Raw genomic sequence first — 17,250 nt, 5'->3', positions numbered from 1 at the left:
TTCTGTACGTCCTGTACATTTTGCACGGACGTGCTGGTCACAGAGGAACATCGAGTTGTGGGGAGCCCGCCATGCCCTTGCCGACGCAGCCGACGGCCCGGTACGTCCTTCCGGAGTTCACGGAGCGCACCAGCCACGGCAGCCGCACGATGGACCCGTACTCCAAGCTCATGGAGGAGCGGATCGTCTTCCTGGGCACGCCGATCGACGACACCTCGGCCAACGACGTGATGGCGCAGTTCATCCACCTCGAACACGCCGCGCCGGACCAGGACATCTCGCTCTACATCAACTCCCCCGGCGGCTCGTTCACGGCGATGACGGCCATCTACGACACGATGCGGTTCGTCTCCTGCGACATCGAGACCGTCTGCCTGGGCCAGGCCGCCTCGGCCGCCTCGGTGCTCCTGGCCGCGGGCACCCCCGGCAAGCGGCTCGCGCTGCCGGGCGCCCGGGTCGTCATCCACCAGCCGGCGCTCGCCGAACCGGCGCAGGGGCAGGCCACGGATCTGGAGATCCAGGCCAACGAACTGCTGCGCAACCGGGAGGTGCTGGAGGAGCTGTACGAGCTGCACACCGGGCAGGCCCGCGAGCGGATCAGCGCCGATCTGGAGCGCGACACGATCTTCACCGCCGCGCAGGCCGTCGAGTACGGCCTCATCGACCGCATCACCACCAGCCGCAAGCGCAACCCCGTCGACCCGCGGCACGGGTGAGCGGCCGTGCTGCCCGAACAGCCCCCGCTGCCCGCGCTCACCCGGGCGGAGGGCGAGGTGGTCGACACCTATCTGGAGATCCTCGACCTGCTCGGCCGGATCAACCCGGGGCGCGGCGGCGACACCTACCGCGCGCTGCGGGCCGCGCAGGCCCTGGCCGGCCGGGCGACGGCGCTGCGGGACGCGCTGACGCTGATGCACCGGCGCGGCGAGAGCGAACTGCACGCCGCGACGCTCGCCCGCGCCCTACGGGTGCTGGACGGCGAACGGCGTGCCGGGCTGCTGGGGCTGCCGCCCGCCCGGAACGGCCGCTGAACACCCGGGCGTCCGCGGCCGCTTGCCCGCCGCCCTCCGGGCCCGTCGAGCCGCGCGGCCGGTGGACCGTGGGGCCGGTGGGCCTGGGGGCCGGTGGGCCCGGGGGCCGCTGAGCTGACGGGCGGGGGGCCGGGCCACCGGTCCGCAGAGCCCCGGGCCGCCCCGTCACCGCGTCGCCGCGTCGCCCCGTCACCGCGTCGCCCCGTCACCGCGTCGCCGCGTCACTGAGTCACTGCGTCACCGCGTCGCCGCATCCCCGCGTTCCCGCGTCACTGGGCGGGCACGGGGGCCGGGGGCGCCCAGGGGAAGGTCGCCCAGACCGTCTTGCCGCCCTCCTCGGCGGGCGTGACCGTCAGCTTGCCGCCGGCCTCGGCGGTCAGCGCCCGGACGATCACCAGCCCGCGGCCGTTGTCCTGCTGGACGGCGGCGGGAAGGCGGCGCGGCTCGCGGGGGTGCCGGTCGGTGACCCCGACGCAGACCTTGTCGGCCCCGTCCAGGCGCACATCGAGCCGGAAGGTCGGCGAGTGGTCCTGGGCGTGCTGGACGGCGTTGGTCGCCAGCTCCGAGACGATCAGCCGCAGGGAGTCCAGTGCGTCCCCCTCGTCGGGCAGCCCCCACTCGGCGACGACCCCGGTGGCGAATCTGCGGGCGGCGGTGACCGAGGCCGGGGCGCTCGGCAGGGTGATGGTCGCTTCCTGGTGGTCTGCCATGCGGTGGCCGTCCCTTTCCCGCCCGGGCCCGCTGCTCCGTCACGCGGCGGCGGGCTACTGGGGAGACGGAGCCGGCCCGGTTCGCCGCTGCGCGTCAGCGTGCCACCGCGAGGACAGCTTCGCGGCCGATCGACCGTCATGCGGGTACCCGGATCGCCCGATGCGGTGAACTGCACGCCGGTTGCCGCACTTTGCGGACCGTACGGGCGTAGCGGCTCCCCCGGCCCCGCGGCCCCCTCCCCCGGCAGCGCCCACGGCCCGCCGGACCCCGCGCCTCCCCCGCCGCCGGACCCGTGCCTCCCGCGCCGCCGGGCCCGTACCGGTCAGCCGCCGGCCGGGGCGTGCGCGACGACGGTGCCGACGGCGCGCTCCAGCTCCGCCTCGGGCAGATCGGCGCGGGCCGTCAGCCGCAGCCGGGAGACGCCGTCGGGCACGGACGGCGGCCGGAAGCAGCCGACCTGGACGCCCGCGGCCCGGCAGTCGGCCGCCCAGCGGACCGCGGCCCGGGGCGAGGGCGCGCGCACCGGGACGACGGCGGCGTCCGGGCGGGCGGTGGACAGCCCGGCCGCGGCCAGCCGGGTGTACAGCCCGGCGGCGACGGCCCGCACCCGCGCGGCGCGGGCGGGCTCGCGGCGCAGCAGCCGCAGCGCGGCCAGCGCCCCGCCGGCGGCGGCCGGGGCGAGACCGGTGTCGAAGATGAAGGTGCGCGCGGTGTCGACCAGATGGTCGATGACGCGGGCCGGGCCCAGCACGGCGCCCCCCTGGCTGCCGAGCGCCTTGGACAGCGTGACGGTCACGACCGTGCCCGGGTCGCCGGCCAGGCCCGCGGCGTGCGGTGCGCCCCGGCCGCCGTCGCCGAGCACACCGAAGCCGTGCGCGTCGTCGATCAGCAGTCCGGCGCCCGCCGCGCGGCAGACCTCGGCCAGGGCCGCCAGCGGCGCGGCCTCGCCGTCCACCGAGAAGACCGAGTCGCTGACGACGAGCGCCGGGCCGGTGCCGCGGGCGCGCAGGGCCTTGCGGACGGCCTCGGGATCGTTGTGCGGGGTGACGGTGGTGGCGGCGCGGGAGAGGCGGCAGCCGTCGATGAGCGAGGCGTGGTTCCCGGCGTCCGAGACGAGGAGCCCCGGGTCGCCCGGGGGCGCGGTGAGCGCCGTGACGGCGGCGAGGTTGGCCGTGTACCCGGAGGAGAAGACCAGCGCGGCCTCGAAGCCGCAGAACGCGGCGAGTTCGGCCTCCAGCCGGGCGTGCAGCCGCGTCGAGCCCGTGACCAGGCGCGAACCGCCCGAGCCTGCGCCCCAGGTGCGGGCGGCACGGGCCGCCGCCGCGGTGACGCGGGGGTGCCGGGAGAGCCCGAGGTAGTCGTTGCCGGCGAGGTCGAGCAGTGCGGAGCGGGCGGCGCGGGGGCGCAGCGTGCGCCGCAGCCCGGCGTCCGCGCGCCGGCGCTGCGCGCTCGCGGTCCATGCGAAGGGGTCGTACGGCATGGGCTGGCCCGTCCTTCTCGGTGAGGGTGCTGCCTTCGCTGTGCGGGGTGCCGCCGTCGCCACGGAGGCTTCCGCGGTGGCGGACCGTCACCTCGCCTGCACTCCCCGGTACGTGGCGCCGGTTCCGGGGACCGGGACTTCCGGGGAGTGGCTTTGTAGGCAGTCCATAGAACGTAACCGACCGGATTCCTGGTCAGCGTGCGACGGTGTCCACACCTGACCGGAGTCGGCTTGTGGGGTTCCTCCATTTCGTGACGCCGAGCCGTGGGCCAGGATCGTTGCCCATGGATGATCTGCTGAACGCCCTCGCCGACAAGGGCCTGCGGGGCGAGACGGCCACCCGTGACGAGGCACTGGCGGTGCTGCGGTCCCCGGACGAGGCGCTGCTGGACGTGGTCGCCGCCGCCGGGAAGGTGCGCCGGCGGTGGTTCGGCCGCCGCGTGAAACTGAACTACCTCGTCAACCTCAAGTCGGGGCTGTGCCCGGAGGACTGCTCGTACTGCTCGCAGCGGCTCGGCTCCGAGGCGGGGATCCTCAAGTACAGCTGGCTGAAGGCCGAGGAGGCCGCCGACGCCGCCGAGGCGGGGGTCAAGGGCGGTGCGAAGCGGGTCTGCGTCGTGGCGAGCGGGCGGGGCCCCTCGGACCGGGACGTCGAACGGGTCTCGCGGACCATCGAGGCCATCAAGGAGCGCACCGGCGGCGTGGAGGTCTGCGCCTGCCTGGGCCTGCTGTCACCGGGCCAGGCCGAACGACTGCGTGCGGCGGGCGCCGACGCCTACAACCACAACCTGAACACGTCCGAGGCGACGTACGGCGACATCTGCACGACGCACACCTACGAGGACCGGGTCTCGACGGTCCAGCAGGCCCGGGACGCGGGCATGTCGCCCTGCTCCGGACTGATCGCGGGCATGGGCGAGACCGACGAGGACCTCGTCGACGTGGCGCTCGCGCTGCGCGAGCTGGACGCCGACTCCGTCCCCGTCAACTTCCTCATCCCCTTCGAGGGGACGCCGCTGGCCGGTGAGTGGAATCTGACGCCCCGGCGGGCGCTGCGCATCCTCGCGATGGTGCGGTTCGTCTGCCCGGACGTGGAGGTCCGGCTCGCCGGCGGGCGCGAGCTGCATCTGCGCTCACTCCAGCCGCTGGCGCTGCACCTGGTCAACTCCCTGTTCCTGGGCGACTATCTGACCAGCGAGGGGCAGGCGGGACGGGCCGATCTCGACATGATCGCCGACGCCGGGTTCGAGGTGGAGGGCCCCGGCACCAGCACCCTGCCCGCACACCGCCTGTCCGGGGAGCCGCACGAGCGGGTGGCCGTGCGCAGGCGCGGCACCGGGACGGAGCTGCCCCCGAATGCCTGAGCCGAGCACGCCGGCCGGCGCTCCCCCGAGGGGCACGCTCCCGCCCGGCGCATCTCCGGCGGACGCACAGCCGGGGGCGGTGGAGGAGCTGCTGGCGCTGGACCGCCGGCACGTGTGGCACCCGTACGGGCCGATGCCCGGCCGCAGCACCCCGTTCGTCGTCGAGTCCGCGTCGGGCGTACGCCTACGGCTGGCCGAACCGGTGTACGGGCACCGGGAGTTGGTGGACGGGATGGCCTCGTGGTGGTCGGCCGTGCACGGCTACGGCCACCCGGTGCTCGACGCCGCGGCGCACGCCCAGCTCGACCGGATGAGCCATGTGATGTTCGGCGGGCTGACGCACGAGCCCGCCGTCCGGCTGGCCGCCCGGCTCGCCGGGATGACGCCCGGCGACCTGGAGCACGTGTTCCTCTCGGACTCGGGCTCGGTGGCCGTGGAGGTCGCCGTCAAGATGTGCCTCCAGCACTGGCGTTCGCTGGGCCGCCCCGCCAAACGCCGGCTGATGACCTGGCGCGGCGGCTACCACGGGGACACCTGGCAGCCGATGTCGGTGTGCGACCCGGAGGGCGGGATGCACCACCTGTGGTCGGGCGCGCTGCCCCGGCAGGTGTTCGCCGACGCGCCGCCCAGCGGTTTCGACGCCGCTCCCGACGAGGACTACCTCGCCCATCTGCACGAGACGGTGGCACGTCACGCGCACGAACTGGCCGCGGTCGTCGTCGAACCCGTCGTACAGGGCGCGGGCGGGATGCGGTTCCACTCCCCCGCCTACGTCCGGGCGCTCCGCGAGGCGTGCGACGAGCACGGCGTGCTGCTCGTGCTGGACGAGATCGCGACCGGCTTCGGCCGGACGGGCAGGCTGTTCGCCGCGGAGCACGCCGGGGTGACGCCCGATGTGCTGTGTCTGGGCAAGGCGTTGACCGGCGGCTATCTGTCGATGGCGGCGACGGTGTGCACCCCGCGGGTGGCCGAGGGGATCTCCCGCGGCACGGTGCCCGTACTGGCGCACGGGCCGACGTTCATGGGCAATCCGCTGGCCGCCGCGGTCGCCGGCGCCTCCCTGGACCTGCTGCTGTCCGGGGACTGGCAGGGGAACGTACGGCGCATCGGCGAGGGTCTGCGTACCGGGCTCGCGCCCGCGGCGGCGCTGCCCGGTGTGACGGAGGTGAACGTGCTCGGCGCGATCGGCGTCGTCCGGCTCGACCACGAGGTGGACGTCCCGGCGGCCACCCGCGCGGCGGCGCGAGCCGGGGTGTGGCTGCGGCCGTTCCGCGACGCGGTGTACGTGATGCCGCCGTACCTCACCGACGACGAGGACGTGGCACGGATCGCCGCGGCCGTGTGCGCCGCGGCGGAGGAAGGATGAGCGGAATGAGCACGGCGGCAGCGGCGGACCCGGGCCGCGGGACGGGCCGGGCGGAGGGCGCCGGGGCGGCCGCCGCGCCCTCGGGCGTCCTGGTGGTGTCGGGCACCGGCACGGAGATCGGCAAGACGGTCACGACGGCGGCGCTGGCGGCGTGCGCGCTACGGGCCGGGCGCACGGTCGCGGTGCTCAAACCGGCGCAGACGGGCGTCACGGGAGAGGAGCCCGGCGATGTCGCGGAGGTCCGCCGGCTGGCCGGGGACGGGGTGACGGGCGCCGAACTGGCCCGCTACCCCGAGCCGTTGGCGCCCGCGACGGCCGCACGGCGCGCCGGGCTGCCGGGCGTGGGCCCCGGCGAGATCGCGGCGGCGGCACACGCTCTGGCCGAGCGGCACGCTCTCGTGCTCGTCGAGGGCGCCGGGGGCCTGCTGGTGCGGTTCGACGGCTCCGGCAGCACCCTGGCGGACGCGGCGCGGCTGCTGGACGCCCCCGTGCTGGTGGTGGCGGCGGCCGGGCTGGGCACGCTGAACGCCACGGCACTGACCGCCGAGGCCCTGCGCGCCCGCGGTCTGACCTGCCGTGGAGTGGTGATCGGCAGCGCGCCGACGCGCCCCGGGCTGGCCGCGCGGTGCAACGTCGACGAGTTCGCGGCCGAGGCGGGCGCACCGCTGCTCGGGGCGGTGCCGGAGGGTGCGGGGGCGCTGCCGCCCGCACGCTTCCACTCGGCGGCCCCGGACTGGCTGGCGCCCTGCCTGGGCGGCCACCGGCCGGCACCGCGGGGGCCGTCCGCCGCGCGCGCGAGGGCGCACGCCGGCGGGTGAGGCGTGGCGGCGGGCCGGGCACCGGCGCCGGTGTCCGGCCCGCGGGGTCACCGCCCCGTGCGGGCCCTGGAACCCCCGGGCCCGCACGCCGACACGCCCGCCCGCCCGGGGAGTCGGTCGCGACGTGGCCGCCCCGGGCCGTGCGCGGGTAGCGACGTCCGGCCCGACGCGCGGCGTGGGAAGGCGACTCTCCACCGGACAGCCCGCTCGCTCCCCCGGTGACGGCCCCCCACACACCGGTACGGCCCCGACACGCGTACCCGCAAGGGGACTTGGCCGCGGCCCGGGCAGGCGGCAGGCTGGCGGCGCGCCCACGCCCGGGGCGTGCCGCCAGCCGGAAAGGGGAGAGACATGTCTGTCCGGTCCAGCGCGCCACCGCGCGACGCCGTGCACCATCCGCTGTTCGCCCGCTGCTACGCGCGGATGAGCGTGGTCGCCGACGAACGCGGCGGTGTGGCGGCGCACCGCGCCCAACTGGTGGCCGGGCTGTCGAGCCGGGTGATCGAGGTGGGCGCGGGCAACGGCCGGAACTTCGCCCACTACCCCGGCTCGGTGACGGAGGTGTACGCCGTCGAACCGGAGCGCAGGCTGCGGCAGTTGGCGGCCGAGGCGGCGCTGCGGGCCGAGGTGCCCGTCGACGTCGTCCCGGGCACCGCCGAGCGGCTGCCGGCCGGACGCGACACGTGCGACGCCGCGGTGCTCTCCCTCGTGCTGTGTTCGCTGCCGGATGTGGCCGGCGCACTGGCCGAGCTGCGCAGGGTGCTGCGGCCCGGCGCCGAACTGCGCTTCTTCGAGCACGGATTGGCGCACGGGCATCCCCGTACGGCGCGGGTGCAGCGCGCCCTGGACCGCACGGTGTGGCCCAAGCTGTTCGGCGGCTGCCACGTCGCCCGCGATCCGCTGGCCGCGATCGAGCAGGCCGGCTTCACCGGGCTGGAGTTCCGCCGGCTGCGGGTACCGGAGTCCGGCCCGCCACTGCCGCACACCTTCCATGTGCTCGGCAGCGCCCGCTGCCCCTGACGGACCGCGGCGGGGACCGGCACGGCGATCGGCAGGGAGCGCCGTCCCACCTGGTGGAATTCCGCCCGGCACCGGTGGGCGGTGTGCTGGGCTGCCCACCATGGACGATCTTCGAATACGCGCGGCGGGCCCGGACGGCATCGACGCGGTGCTCGCCTTCTGGCGGCTGGCCACCGAGGGCACCAGCGTGAGCGACGACAGGGACGGGGTGGCCCGGCTCCTCGACCGGGACCCGGAGGCCCTGCTGCTGGCCGAGCGCGGCGGGGAGCTGCTGGGGACGGTGATCGCGGGGTGTGGGGGCACCTCCCGGACGGAGTCCGGGGGAGGCTGGCGGTGCTCGCTCTACCGGCTGGCCGTCCGCCCGGGCGCCCGGCGCCAGGGGATCGCCCGCGCGCTGGTCGCCGCGGCCGAGGAGCGCTTCGCGGCGCTCGGCGGCCGGCGCGGGGACGCGATGGTGCTCGACGAGAACGAGCGCGCTCACCACACCTGGCGGGCCGCCGGTTACGCACCGCAACCGCAATGGAGCCGCTGGGTGACGACTCTGGCTTCCTGACCTGGGCGGATGCCACGCGCGGGAACCGGCGGACCTTGCTCGCCGTTTACGATGAACATCCCGCGCCGGGCCAGCCGCGCCCGCGGAACCGGCGCTCTCGTTCCGAGTCGAAAGGTGTGAGCGTCCGCCGATGGGCGACCCTCCCAGTAGCAGCCACAGATTCTCCTACCGTCACCGACACCGCGCGTGCCCGCGCACCCTGCCCGATCATGGGAGGGAGGTGAGGGACCGATGACGGAAGTCCTTCTGCTGCTCGTGGCCCTCCTGCTGGCGCTGGCCTGCGGAGGCTTCGTCGCCGCCGAGTTCTCGCTGACGACGGTCGAGCGCAGCGAACTGGAGCGGGCCGAACAGCGCGGGGAGCGCGGCGCCCGCAGCGCGCTGGAGGCCGTCCGCTCCCTCACCTTCCAGCTGTCCGGGGCCCAGCTCGGCATCACCGTCACCAATCTGGTGGTCGGCATGCTCGCCGAGCCCTCCATCGCCAAGCTGATCGCCGGCCCGCTGCGCTCCCTGGGGGTGCCCGCCTCGGCCGCCTCCTCGATCGCGCTGGTGCTGGGGACGGCCCTGTCCACCGTCGTCCTGATGGTGATCGGCGAGCTGGTGCCGAAGAACTGGGCGATCTCCCGGCCGCTGCCCGTGGCCAAGCGGGTCGCCACACCGCAGCGGGTCTTCTCCGCCTCGTTCCGGCCGCTCATCCGCCATCTCAACAACACCGCCAACCGCATCCTGCTGCGCATGGGCCTGGAGCCCACCGAGGAACTGGCCTCGGCACGCTCGCCGCAGGAGCTGGTGGCGCTGGCGCGGCACTCCGCGAAGGAGGGCGCGCTGGAGGAGGACACCGCCGACCTGTTCGTGCGCACGCTGCACCTGGCCGAGCTGACGGCCGAGAACGTGATGACGCCGCGGGTGCAGGTCACCTCGCTGGAGGTGCAGGCCACCGCGGAGGACGTCGCCAACGCCACCCGGGCGACGGGCCTGTCCCGCTTCCCCGTGCACCGGGGCAGCCTCGACACGGTCGTCGGCATCGTCCGGATCAAGGACGTGCTGGCCGTACCGGCCGACGAACGCCCCCGGCGCCCCGTCACCGATCTGATGCGCGAGGCACTGCTGGTGCCCGAGTCGCTCACGGTCGACCGGCTGCTGGACCAGCTGTCCGGCGGGGACCGCAGCATCGCCGTCGTCATCGACGAGTACGGCGGCACGGCCGGCGTCGTCACGCTGGAGGACATCATCGAGGAGGTCGTCGGCGAGGTCCGCGACGAGCACGACCCGCTGGAGACCCCGGACCTCGCCCCCGCGGGCGAGGACGCCGAGGGCCGCAGGGTGTACGACGCGGACGGCGCGGCCCGCACCGACCAGCTGGAGTCCATCGGACTGCGCGCCCCCGAGGGGCCGTACGAGACGCTGGCCGGGCTGATCGCCACCGAGCTGGGCCGGATCCCCTCGGCGGGCGACACCCTCACCGTCGCCGGCTGGCGGCTCGACGTCGCGGACGCCCGCGGACGCCGCGCGGCCCGCGTCCGGCTGCACGCGCCCGTACCCGGCGAGGAACACCCGCACGACGAGGACGACCACGGCCGGCACGGCGCCCGCGACTCCCAGGGCGCCCGGGACGAGGAGGCACGGCGATGACGGTGCTGCAACTGTTCATCGGCCTGCTGACGCTGGTCGTCAACGCGTTCTTCGTCGGCGCCGAGTTCGCGCTGATCTCGGTGCGCAGGGCCCAGGTCGAACCGCTGGCCGAGGACGGCGACAAGCGGGCACGGAAGGTGCTGTGGGGCCTGGAGCACGTCGCCCAGCTCCTCGCCGCGGCCCAGCTGGGCATCACGCTGTGCACGCTGGTGCTGGGCGTGGTAGCCGAACCGGCCATCGCCCATCTGCTGGAGCCGGTCTTCCACGCGGTGGGCATGCCCCAGGGCGTGATCCACCCCGTCTCCTTCGTGATCGCGCTCGCGCTCGCCACGTATCTGCACATGCTGCTGGGCGAGATGGTGCCGAAGAACATCGCGCTGGCCGGGCCCGAGCGGGCCGCGCTGGCGCTGGGGCCGCCGCTGGTGGCGCTGGCGCGGGCGCTGCGCCCGGTGATCTTCACCGTGAACACCTTCGCGAACTCGCTGCTGAAGCTGCTGCGGGTGGAGCCGAAGAACGAGGTGGAGGCGGCGTTCTCGGACGCCGACCTGGCGCAGATGGTGGCCGACTCCAGCGAGGCGGGCCTGCTCGACGACCGCTCCACCGAGCGGCTGCGCGACGCCCTGGAACTGGGCCGGCGGCCGGTCGGCGACGTGGCCCAGCCGCTGGACCGGGTCGTCGCCGCACCGTGGGGCGTCACCCCCGAGAGCCTGGAGCGGCTGTCGGCCGGCTCCGGCTTCTCCCGCTTCCCGGTGGTCGACGACGACGGGCGGGTGCTGGGCTATCTGCACGTCAAGGACGCCCTGGACGCCGCACCGCGGGACGAGCCGTTCCCGGTCACGGCGATGCGCCCCATCGCCCGGGTCCGCGGCTCGCTGCCGCTGGACGACGTGCTCGGCGCGATGCGCTCCAGCGGCACGCATCTGGCGGCCGTGACCGGCGCCGACGGGCGTGCGACGGGCGTGGTGACGATGGAGGACGTGCTGCGCGAGCTGGTCGGCTCCGCGTGACGGGGGCGGGCGGGCCGGACGCCGCGTCCGGCCCGCCCCGGCCTCCCGCACCCTCGCCGAGGGAGCGTCCGAATCCCGCTGCCCGCCCGATCGTTGGCTCGGCCACGGGGTTACGATGGGCGACCGTGACCAGCACAGGAGCCCGTACAGACGCCCCCAGCACCGGAACCGGCCCGCGCTTCTCCTCGTTCGTCGCGCTGGGCGACTCGTTCACGGAAGGCATGTCGGACGCGCTGCCGGACGGCAGCTACCGGGGCTGGGCGGATCTGCTGGCGGCCCGGCTCGCGGCCCGGCAGGACGGCTTCCGCTACGCGAACCTCGCGGTGCGCGGCAAGCTGATCGGCCAGATCGCCGAGGAGCAGGTGGACACCGCCGCCGCGATGGGCGCAGACCTGGTGACACTGGTCGGCGGCCTCAACGACGTCCTGCGGCCCAACTGCGACACCGAGCGGGTGTGCGCCCTGCTGGAGCAGTCCGTCGCCCGGCTCGCGCCCTCGGCGGGAACCCTCGTGCTGATGCGCAGCCCCGGGCGCCAGGGCCCGGTGCTGGAGCGCTACCGCCCGCGCATGGAGCAGCTGTTCTCCTTCATCGACGAGCTGGCCGCCCGGCACGGCGCGCTCGTCGTCGACCTGTACGCCTCGCGGACGCTCAGCGATCAGCGGCTGTGGGCCGACGACCGGCTGCATCTGACGGCGGAGGGGCACCGGCGGGTCGCCGAGGCCGTCTGGCAGCGGCTCGGGCTGCCCGCCGAGTCCGACTGGGACGCCCCGCTGCCGCCCGCGACGCCGCCGCCCTGGGCCCGCCGGCGGGCCGAGGACCTGCGGTTCGCGCGGGTGCATCTGCTCCCGTGGATAGGGCGCCGGCTCACCGGCCGCTCCACCGGCGACGGCCGGTCCCCCAAGCGCCCGTCCCTGGCCCCGCTGGCCTGCGAGGAGAGCTCCTAGCCGAGCCCCGTAGACTCGGGTGACGTGACTGAGAAGCCGCGCATTCCGAACGTCCTGGCGTCCCGCTACGCCTCCCCCGAACTGGTCCGCATCTGGTCCCCCGAATCGAAGATCGTGCTGGAGCGGAAGCTGTGGCTGGCCGTGCTCAAGGCCCAGCGGGATCTGGGCGTCGCGGTGCCCGACGAGGCCCTGGCCGACTACGAGCGGGTGCTGACGGATGTCGACCTGGCCTCCATCGCCGAGCGCGAGAAGGTCACCCGGCACGATGTGAAGGCGCGCATCGAGGAGTTCAACGCGCTCGCCGGGCACGAGCACGTGCACAAGGGCATGACCTCCCGGGACCTGACCGAGAACGTCGAGCAGTTGCAGATCCGGCTGTCGCTGGAGCACGCCCGGGACCGGACGGTGGCGCTGCTGGCCCGGCTGGGCAAGCTCGCCGGGCAGCACGCCACGCTGGTGATGGCCGGCCGTTCGCACAATGTGGCGGCGCAGGCCACCACGCTGGGCAAGCGGTTCGCCTCGGGCGCGGACGAACTGCTGGTGGCCTTCGAGCGGCTGGAGGAGCTGCTGCGGCGCTACCCGCTGCGCGGCATCAAGGGCCCGGTCGGCACCGCCCAGGACATGCTGGACCTGCTCGGCGGTGACGGCGAGAAGCTCTCGGACCTGGAGCGCAGGGTCGCCGAACACCTCGGTTTCGGGCGGGTGTTCACCTCCGTCGGCCAGGTCTACCCGCGCTCGCTGGACCACGAGGTGACCGGCGCGCTGGTGCAGCTGGCCGGCGCCCCCTCCTCGCTGGCGAAGACGATCCGGCTGATGGCCGGGCAGGAGCTGGTGACCGAGGGCTTCAAGGAGGGCCAGGTCGGCTCGTCCGCGATGCCGCACAAGATGAACACCCGCTCCTGTGAACGGGTCAACGGCCTGATGGTGGTGTTGCGCGGCTACGCCTCGATGGCCGGCGAGCTGGCGGGCGACCAGTGGAACGAGGGCGACGTCTCCTGCTCGGTGGTGCGCCGGGTCGCGCTGCCGGACTCCTTCTTCGCCTTCGACGGCCTGCTGGAGACGTTCTTGACCGTCCTGGACGAGTTCGGCGTCTTCCCCGCCGTCGTGGAGCGCGAACTGGACCGCTATCTGCCGTTCCTGGCCACGACGAAGGTTCTGATGGCGGCCGTGCGCGCGGGAGTCGGCCGGGAGACGGCACACGAGGTGATCAAGGAGCACGCGGTGGCCTCCGCGCTGGCGCTGCGCGAGGGCGCCGAGCGCAACGAGCTGCTCGACCGGCTCGCCGCCGACTCCCGTATCCCGCTGGACCGCCCGGCCCTCGAAGCGCTGATGGCCGACCGGCTCTCGTTCACCGGTGCCGCCGGCGCCCAGACCGCCGAGGTCGTCGCGCGCGTGGAGGAGGTCCTCGCGCTGCACCCGAAGGCCGCCGCCTACACGCCGGGGGCGATCCTCTGAGCCCGCGTTTCACCCCCGAGGAGCTGGAGGCCGCGCGGGGCCGCCTCGTCCCGGACGTGGCGGCCCCCGGGCTGCACGTGCTGTTCTGCGGGATCAACCCGGGCCTGATGTCGGCCGCGACGGGGCACCACTTCGCCCGGCCCGGCAACCGCTTCTGGCCGGTGCTGCACCACTCCGGGTTCACGCCCCGGCGGCTGCGCCCGGACGAGGAGGGCGAGCTGCTCGACCACGGGCTCGGCATCACCAACGTCGTCGCCCGGGCCACGGCGCGCGCCGACGAGCTGGCCGACGAGGAGTACCGCGAGGGCGGGCGCCTGCTGGAGGAGAAGGTCCGGGAGCTGGGCCCGCAGTGGCTGGCGGTGGTCGGCGTCACCGCCTACCGGGCGGCCTTCGCCGACCGTACGGCCCGGGTCGGGCCGCAGGAGCGGACCATAGGCGGCAGCCGGGTGTGGGTGCTGCCCAACCCGAGCGGCCTGAACGCGCACTGGCGCCCGCCGGAGCTGGCACAGGAGTTCGCCGCGCTCCGCGAGGCCGCCTCGCTGCCCGATCTGTCCGACGGCTGAGCCGCCCCTGCGAGCCGCGCATCCCCAACGGCCCGCCGTCTGCGGACGGTTGGGCGCGCTCCCACCGGAGGCGGCCCCCGGAACGAGTTCGTCCGCACGCTCGCCGTGATCGCCGCCGAGCGGCTACGATCCCGCCACGCGCGAACAGGGAGGCGGACGTTGAGCAGGCTCACCGGAGGGGACCCCTCGCTGCTGCGGCGGATCAATTCCACGGTCGTGCTGCGGTCGCTGTGCGCCGACACGACGACGGCGCTGACGCTGACCGAACTCGGGCGGGCCACGGGGCTGTCCCGGCCGACCGTCGAGGGCGTCGTCGAGGGGCTCATCGAGGCGGGGCTGGTGGCCGAGGCCCCGGACGACCCGGCCGACGCCCGCATCTCCCGCCGCGGCCGCCCGGCCCGCCGCTTCCGGTTCCGCTCGGAGGCCGGTCACCTGCTCGGCATCGAGCTGGGCCCGCACCGGGTCGCGGCCGTGCTGGCGGATCTGACCGGGCGCCTCGTCGGCTCGACCTCCCGCCAGGTCGACGAGGGCGCCTCCGCGGATCTGCGCCTGGAACGCGCCCGCGCCACCGTCGCCGATCTGCTGCGCCGTACCGACATCGCACGGGACTCGCTGCGCGCCGTGGGCGTCGGCACCCCCGGCATCGTGGAGGCCGACGGCACGGTGCGGCTCGGCACGGCCCTGCCCGGCTGGACGGGGCTGGCGCTCGGCGAACGGCTGCGCCGCTCCTTCCGCTGCCCGGTGCTGGTGGAGAACGACGCGAACGCCGGTGTGCTGGCGGAGCACTGGAAGGGCGCTGCCCGCGGCGTGGACGACGTGGTGATGGTGCTGGCGGGGCTGAGCCCGGGCGCCGGCTCACTCATCGGCGGCCGGCTGCACCGGGGCTTCGGCGGCGCCGCCGGGGAGATCGGGGCGCTGCATCTGCTGGGCCGCGAGGCGACGCCGGAGCGGCTGCTGTCCACGACGGACGAGCCGCTGCATCCGCTCGACGAGGCCGCCGTCGCGCGGGTGTTCGCCCGCGCGCGGGGCGGGGACGAACAGGCCGGGCGGGCGATGGACCGCTTCCTGGCGCGGCTCGTGCACGACGTGGCGGCGCTGGTGCTGGCGCTCGACCCGGAGCTGCTGGTGGTGGGCGGCTGGGCGGCCGGGCTCGACGGCGTCCTCGACCCGCTCCGGGCCGAACTGGAGCGCTACTGCCTGCGCCCGCCGCGGGTGGCGCTCTCGCTGCTGGGCGACACGGCCGTGGCCACGGGCGCCCTGCGGCTCGCGCTGGACCATGTGCACGCCGAGCTGTTCACCGTGGAGTCCGTGGACGCCGCCCACACCCCCGACCCCACGCAACGGCCCCCGGCCCTGCCCTGAGCCCGGGGCCCTGCGGTGCGGCATGGGACCCTGCCGTTCAGCGCCGGAGCCTGCCGTACACCGCGGGAGCCCTGCCGTACGCCGCCGGAGCCTTGCCGGGCGGCACCGGTGCGCGCTGTTCACAACCCTGCACGCTGCTCAACGCCGTTGCGCGCCGGGGCTGTTGAGCGCGGCGGCGGAACGCCGGTGGGCGTGGCGCCGCCGGGCGACGTTCAGCCGGCCAGCGCCGGTATGCCCTCACTGTCGCCGAACGAGAGGCGGCAGGTGTCGGCCCGGAAGGTGGAGACGGCGACGCCCGCCGTACGCCCCTGTGCGATGTAGCAGGTGGTGACCACCAGCACGGGGGCGCCGGGCAGTCGGTCCAGCCGTCGTGCGTCGTCGGCGCGTGCCGAACCCAGCTCCACCGTGCGCTCCTGGGACTCCAGTGGGAGCTGCTGAAGCTCCCGCAGCACGGCCTCCGCACGCTCGGCGCCCGCCGCCGCGCCGTCCGCCGGGGAGAGCCGGAGGGCGGGCACACAGGTGCCGGGCACGTACAGCACCTCCGTGGCCACCGGCTGGCCGCCCGTCGTCCGGCTGCGCCGCACCGCGTGCACCGGGGTGCCGGGGGCGCCCAGGAGGCGGCCGACGGGGGCGGGCGGCACGGCCTCCTCGTGGTCCTCGGTGTGCCAGGCGTCGCCCGGCGCGCCCGGCCAGGCGGTTCCGCTGCCCTGTGCGGGGCCGACCTCGACCCCGACGCGGGGCGGTGCGACGGTGGTGCCCACCCCGCGCCGCCGCTGCAACCGGCCTTCCAGCTCCAGCTGTTCGAGGGCCTGCCGGAGCGTGGCGCGTGCCACGCCGAAGCGGGCCGCGAGATCGCGTTCGTTCGGCAGGATCTCCCCCACCGCGAACTCCGAGTCGAGCGCGTCCGACAGGACGGTCTTGAGGTGCCAGTATTTCGGCTCCGGCACCGTTTCCAGCTGCGTGGTCCCCACCCTTGCCTCCGCAATCGCCGTACGCCTGGCGGACTTTATGTGGCTTGTTTTTTAAAGGTCCTTGCGTATGCCCGACCATAGGACGGGCCCCACCCTTGGTCAAGACCAATCGGACGCGCTTGACCTCTTGATGACACTCAGGTCAACTGCGACGATCGATCATCGATCAAATCTCCCCCAGGAGGCGCCCATGCCCCGGCCCGTCACCCCTGCCTCCCGGCAGCGCGTCACCGTCGTCACCGGCGCGAGCCGCGGTATCGGCGCCGCGACCGCCCTGCGGCTCGCCGCCGACGGCCACCACCTCGGCATCGGCTACGCACACGACGCCGAGGCCGCCGAGGACGTGGCCGGCCGGGTACGCGCCGCGGGCGGCGAGGCGGTGACCGTCCCCGTGGACGTCGGCGCGGCGGACGCGGTGGACCGGCTGTTCACCGAGGTGCGCGAGGCGTTCGGACCCGTCACGGGGCTGGTCGCCAACGCCGGGATCTCCGGGCCGCTGGGCAGGTTCACCGAGACCGACCCGGAGGTGATGCGCCGCGTGGTGGACGTCAACGTCACCGGGACCCTGCTGTGCGCGCGCCGGGCGCTGCGCGAGATGTCGACCGCGTACGGCGGCGACGGCGGCGCGATCGTGAACATCTCCTCCGCCGCCGCGACCCTCGGTTCACCCGGCGAGTACGTGCACTACGCGGCGAGCAAGGCGGCCGTCGACGCGATGACCGTCGGCCTGGCCAAGGAGTTCGGCCCCGAGGGCGTCCGCGTCAACTCGGTGCAGCCGGGCTCCGTGCTGACCGGGATGCACGCGAGGATGGGCGATCCCGACCGGGCCTGGAAGAAGGCCGAGATCACCCCGGCGCGGCGGCCGGGCGAGCCGGAGGAGATCGCCGACGCGGTGGCCTGGCTGCTGTCCGACGAGGCGTCGTTCACCTCCGGTGCCGTGCTCCGGGTGGCCGGCGGCCTGTGACGGGCCGGGCCG

The 17,250-nt window shown here is 75.1% G+C and carries 17 protein-coding genes; 14 read left to right on the top strand and 3 right to left on the bottom strand.

What is annotated here, in order from left to right; translation table 11 throughout:
• The first annotated feature begins 71 nt into the window (after positions 1 to 71).
• Positions 72 to 716: an ATP-dependent Clp protease proteolytic subunit gene (locus SCA03_RS03875; RefSeq protein ID WP_030884635.1), complete on the top strand. Its 645-nt coding sequence runs from the start codon at positions 72 to 74 to the stop codon at positions 714 to 716.
• A 6-nt stretch (positions 717 to 722) separates the two neighbouring features.
• Entirely contained in the window at positions 723 to 1,031 is a 309-nt protein-coding gene (locus tag SCA03_RS03870; RefSeq protein WP_030884632.1) for a hypothetical protein, read from the top strand.
• 269 nt (positions 1,032 to 1,300) lie between these two features.
• Here SCA03_RS03870 and SCA03_RS03865 read toward each other — a convergent pair whose 3' ends face one another.
• Entirely contained in the window at positions 1,301 to 1,741 is a 441-nt protein-coding gene (locus SCA03_RS03865; protein WP_030884629.1) for an ATP-binding protein, read from the bottom strand.
• 323 nt (positions 1,742 to 2,064) lie between these two features.
• On the bottom strand, positions 2,065 to 3,222 hold the full coding sequence (locus SCA03_RS03860; protein WP_141275202.1) for an 8-amino-7-oxononanoate synthase: 1,158 nt from the start codon (positions 3,220 to 3,222) through the stop codon (positions 2,065 to 2,067).
• Between the two features lie 284 nt (positions 3,223 to 3,506).
• Between SCA03_RS03860 and bioB the strand changes: the two genes are divergently transcribed.
• From bioB to SCA03_RS03805, 11 genes are all read left to right on the top strand, one after another.
• Positions 3,507 to 4,586: a biotin synthase BioB gene (bioB, locus tag SCA03_RS03855; protein WP_030884624.1), complete on the top strand. Its 1,080-nt coding sequence runs from the start codon at positions 3,507 to 3,509 to the stop codon at positions 4,584 to 4,586.
• A complete protein-coding gene (locus SCA03_RS03850; RefSeq protein ID WP_086817004.1) occupies positions 4,579 to 5,952 on the top strand; it encodes an adenosylmethionine--8-amino-7-oxononanoate transaminase in 1,374 nt (457 codons plus the stop codon). The genes bioB and SCA03_RS03850 overlap by 8 nt, the downstream gene beginning before the upstream one ends.
• A 5-nt stretch (positions 5,953 to 5,957) precedes the next feature.
• Positions 5,958 to 6,770 carry a dethiobiotin synthase gene (bioD, locus tag SCA03_RS03845; protein WP_086817006.1) on the top strand — a complete coding sequence of 271 codons (813 nt, stop codon included), beginning with the start codon at positions 5,958 to 5,960 and terminating at the stop codon, positions 6,768 to 6,770.
• A 351-nt stretch (positions 6,771 to 7,121) separates the two neighbouring features.
• A complete protein-coding gene (locus SCA03_RS03840; protein ID WP_086817949.1) occupies positions 7,122 to 7,790 on the top strand; it encodes a class I SAM-dependent methyltransferase in 669 nt (222 codons plus the stop codon).
• Between the two features lie 100 nt (positions 7,791 to 7,890).
• On the top strand, positions 7,891 to 8,343 hold the full coding sequence (locus tag SCA03_RS03835; RefSeq protein WP_086817948.1) for a GNAT family N-acetyltransferase: 453 nt from the start codon (positions 7,891 to 7,893) through the stop codon (positions 8,341 to 8,343).
• Positions 8,344 to 8,574: 231 nt separating this feature from the next.
• Positions 8,575 to 9,972, top strand: a complete 1,398-nt coding sequence (locus SCA03_RS03830; protein WP_051845892.1) for a hemolysin family protein — start codon at positions 8,575 to 8,577, stop codon at positions 9,970 to 9,972.
• Positions 9,969 to 10,979, top strand: a complete 1,011-nt coding sequence (locus SCA03_RS03825) for a hemolysin family protein (RefSeq protein ID WP_030884609.1) — start codon at positions 9,969 to 9,971, stop codon at positions 10,977 to 10,979. Before SCA03_RS03830 ends, SCA03_RS03825 begins: the two co-directional genes overlap by 4 nt.
• 125 nt (positions 10,980 to 11,104) lie before the next feature.
• A complete protein-coding gene (locus SCA03_RS03820) occupies positions 11,105 to 11,923 on the top strand; it encodes an SGNH/GDSL hydrolase family protein (protein WP_030884605.1) in 819 nt (272 codons plus the stop codon).
• Between the two features lie 24 nt (positions 11,924 to 11,947).
• A complete protein-coding gene (gene purB / locus SCA03_RS03815; RefSeq protein WP_030884603.1) occupies positions 11,948 to 13,378 on the top strand; it encodes an adenylosuccinate lyase in 1,431 nt (476 codons plus the stop codon).
• A gap of 56 nt (positions 13,379 to 13,434) precedes the next feature.
• On the top strand, positions 13,435 to 13,941 hold the full coding sequence (mug, locus tag SCA03_RS03810) for a G/U mismatch-specific DNA glycosylase (protein WP_037849190.1): 507 nt from the start codon (positions 13,435 to 13,437) through the stop codon (positions 13,939 to 13,941).
• Positions 13,942 to 14,100: 159 nt separating this feature from the next.
• Positions 14,101 to 15,303: an ROK family protein gene (locus SCA03_RS03805; protein WP_141275201.1), complete on the top strand. Its 1,203-nt coding sequence runs from the start codon at positions 14,101 to 14,103 to the stop codon at positions 15,301 to 15,303.
• 212 nt (positions 15,304 to 15,515) lie between these two features.
• On the opposite strand, the gene SCA03_RS03800 is transcribed toward SCA03_RS03805, so the two are convergent.
• Positions 15,516 to 16,274 carry a GntR family transcriptional regulator gene (locus tag SCA03_RS03800; protein WP_086815406.1) on the bottom strand — a complete coding sequence of 253 codons (759 nt, stop codon included), beginning with the start codon at positions 16,272 to 16,274 and terminating at the stop codon, positions 15,516 to 15,518.
• A gap of 190 nt (positions 16,275 to 16,464) precedes the next feature.
• Between SCA03_RS03800 and SCA03_RS03795 the strand changes: the two genes are divergently transcribed.
• Entirely contained in the window at positions 16,465 to 17,238 is a 774-nt protein-coding gene (locus SCA03_RS03795) for an SDR family NAD(P)-dependent oxidoreductase (RefSeq protein WP_086815405.1), read from the top strand.
• Positions 17,239 to 17,250: the final 12 nt, after the last annotated feature.

It is taken from the genome of Streptomyces cacaoi, from assembly GCF_006539165.1.
GTDB lineage: Bacteria > Actinomycetota > Actinomycetes > Streptomycetales > Streptomycetaceae > Streptomyces > Streptomyces cacaoi.
This window is presented reverse-complemented; position numbering and strand designations above follow the sequence as displayed.

Bases quoted from the DNA above. Each gene is read 5' to 3' on its own strand.
- SCA03_RS03835 (WP_086817948.1), top strand. From the start codon at position 7,891: ATGGACGATCTTCGAATACGCGCGGCGGGCCCGGACGGCATCGACGCG.
- SCA03_RS03875 (WP_030884635.1), top strand. From the start codon at position 72: ATGCCCTTGCCGACGCAGCCGACGGCCCGGTACGTCCTTCCGGAGTTC.
- SCA03_RS03850 (WP_086817004.1), top strand. From the start codon at position 4,579: ATGCCTGAGCCGAGCACGCCGGCCGGCGCTCCCCCGAGGGGCACGCTC.
- SCA03_RS03795 (WP_086815405.1), top strand. From the start codon at position 16,465: ATGCCCCGGCCCGTCACCCCTGCCTCCCGGCAGCGCGTCACCGTCGTC.
- SCA03_RS03825 (WP_030884609.1), top strand. From the start codon at position 9,969: ATGACGGTGCTGCAACTGTTCATCGGCCTGCTGACGCTGGTCGTCAAC.
- bioD (WP_086817006.1), top strand. From the start codon at position 5,958: ATGAGCACGGCGGCAGCGGCGGACCCGGGCCGCGGGACGGGCCGGGCG.
- SCA03_RS03830 (WP_051845892.1), top strand. From the start codon at position 8,575: ATGACGGAAGTCCTTCTGCTGCTCGTGGCCCTCCTGCTGGCGCTGGCC.
- SCA03_RS03860 (WP_141275202.1), bottom strand. From the start codon at position 3,222: ATGCCGTACGACCCCTTCGCATGGACCGCGAGCGCGCAGCGCCGGCGC.
- bioB (WP_030884624.1), top strand. From the start codon at position 3,507: ATGGATGATCTGCTGAACGCCCTCGCCGACAAGGGCCTGCGGGGCGAG.
- SCA03_RS03840 (WP_086817949.1), top strand. From the start codon at position 7,122: ATGTCTGTCCGGTCCAGCGCGCCACCGCGCGACGCCGTGCACCATCCG.
- SCA03_RS03865 (WP_030884629.1), bottom strand. From the start codon at position 1,741: ATGGCAGACCACCAGGAAGCGACCATCACCCTGCCGAGCGCCCCGGCC.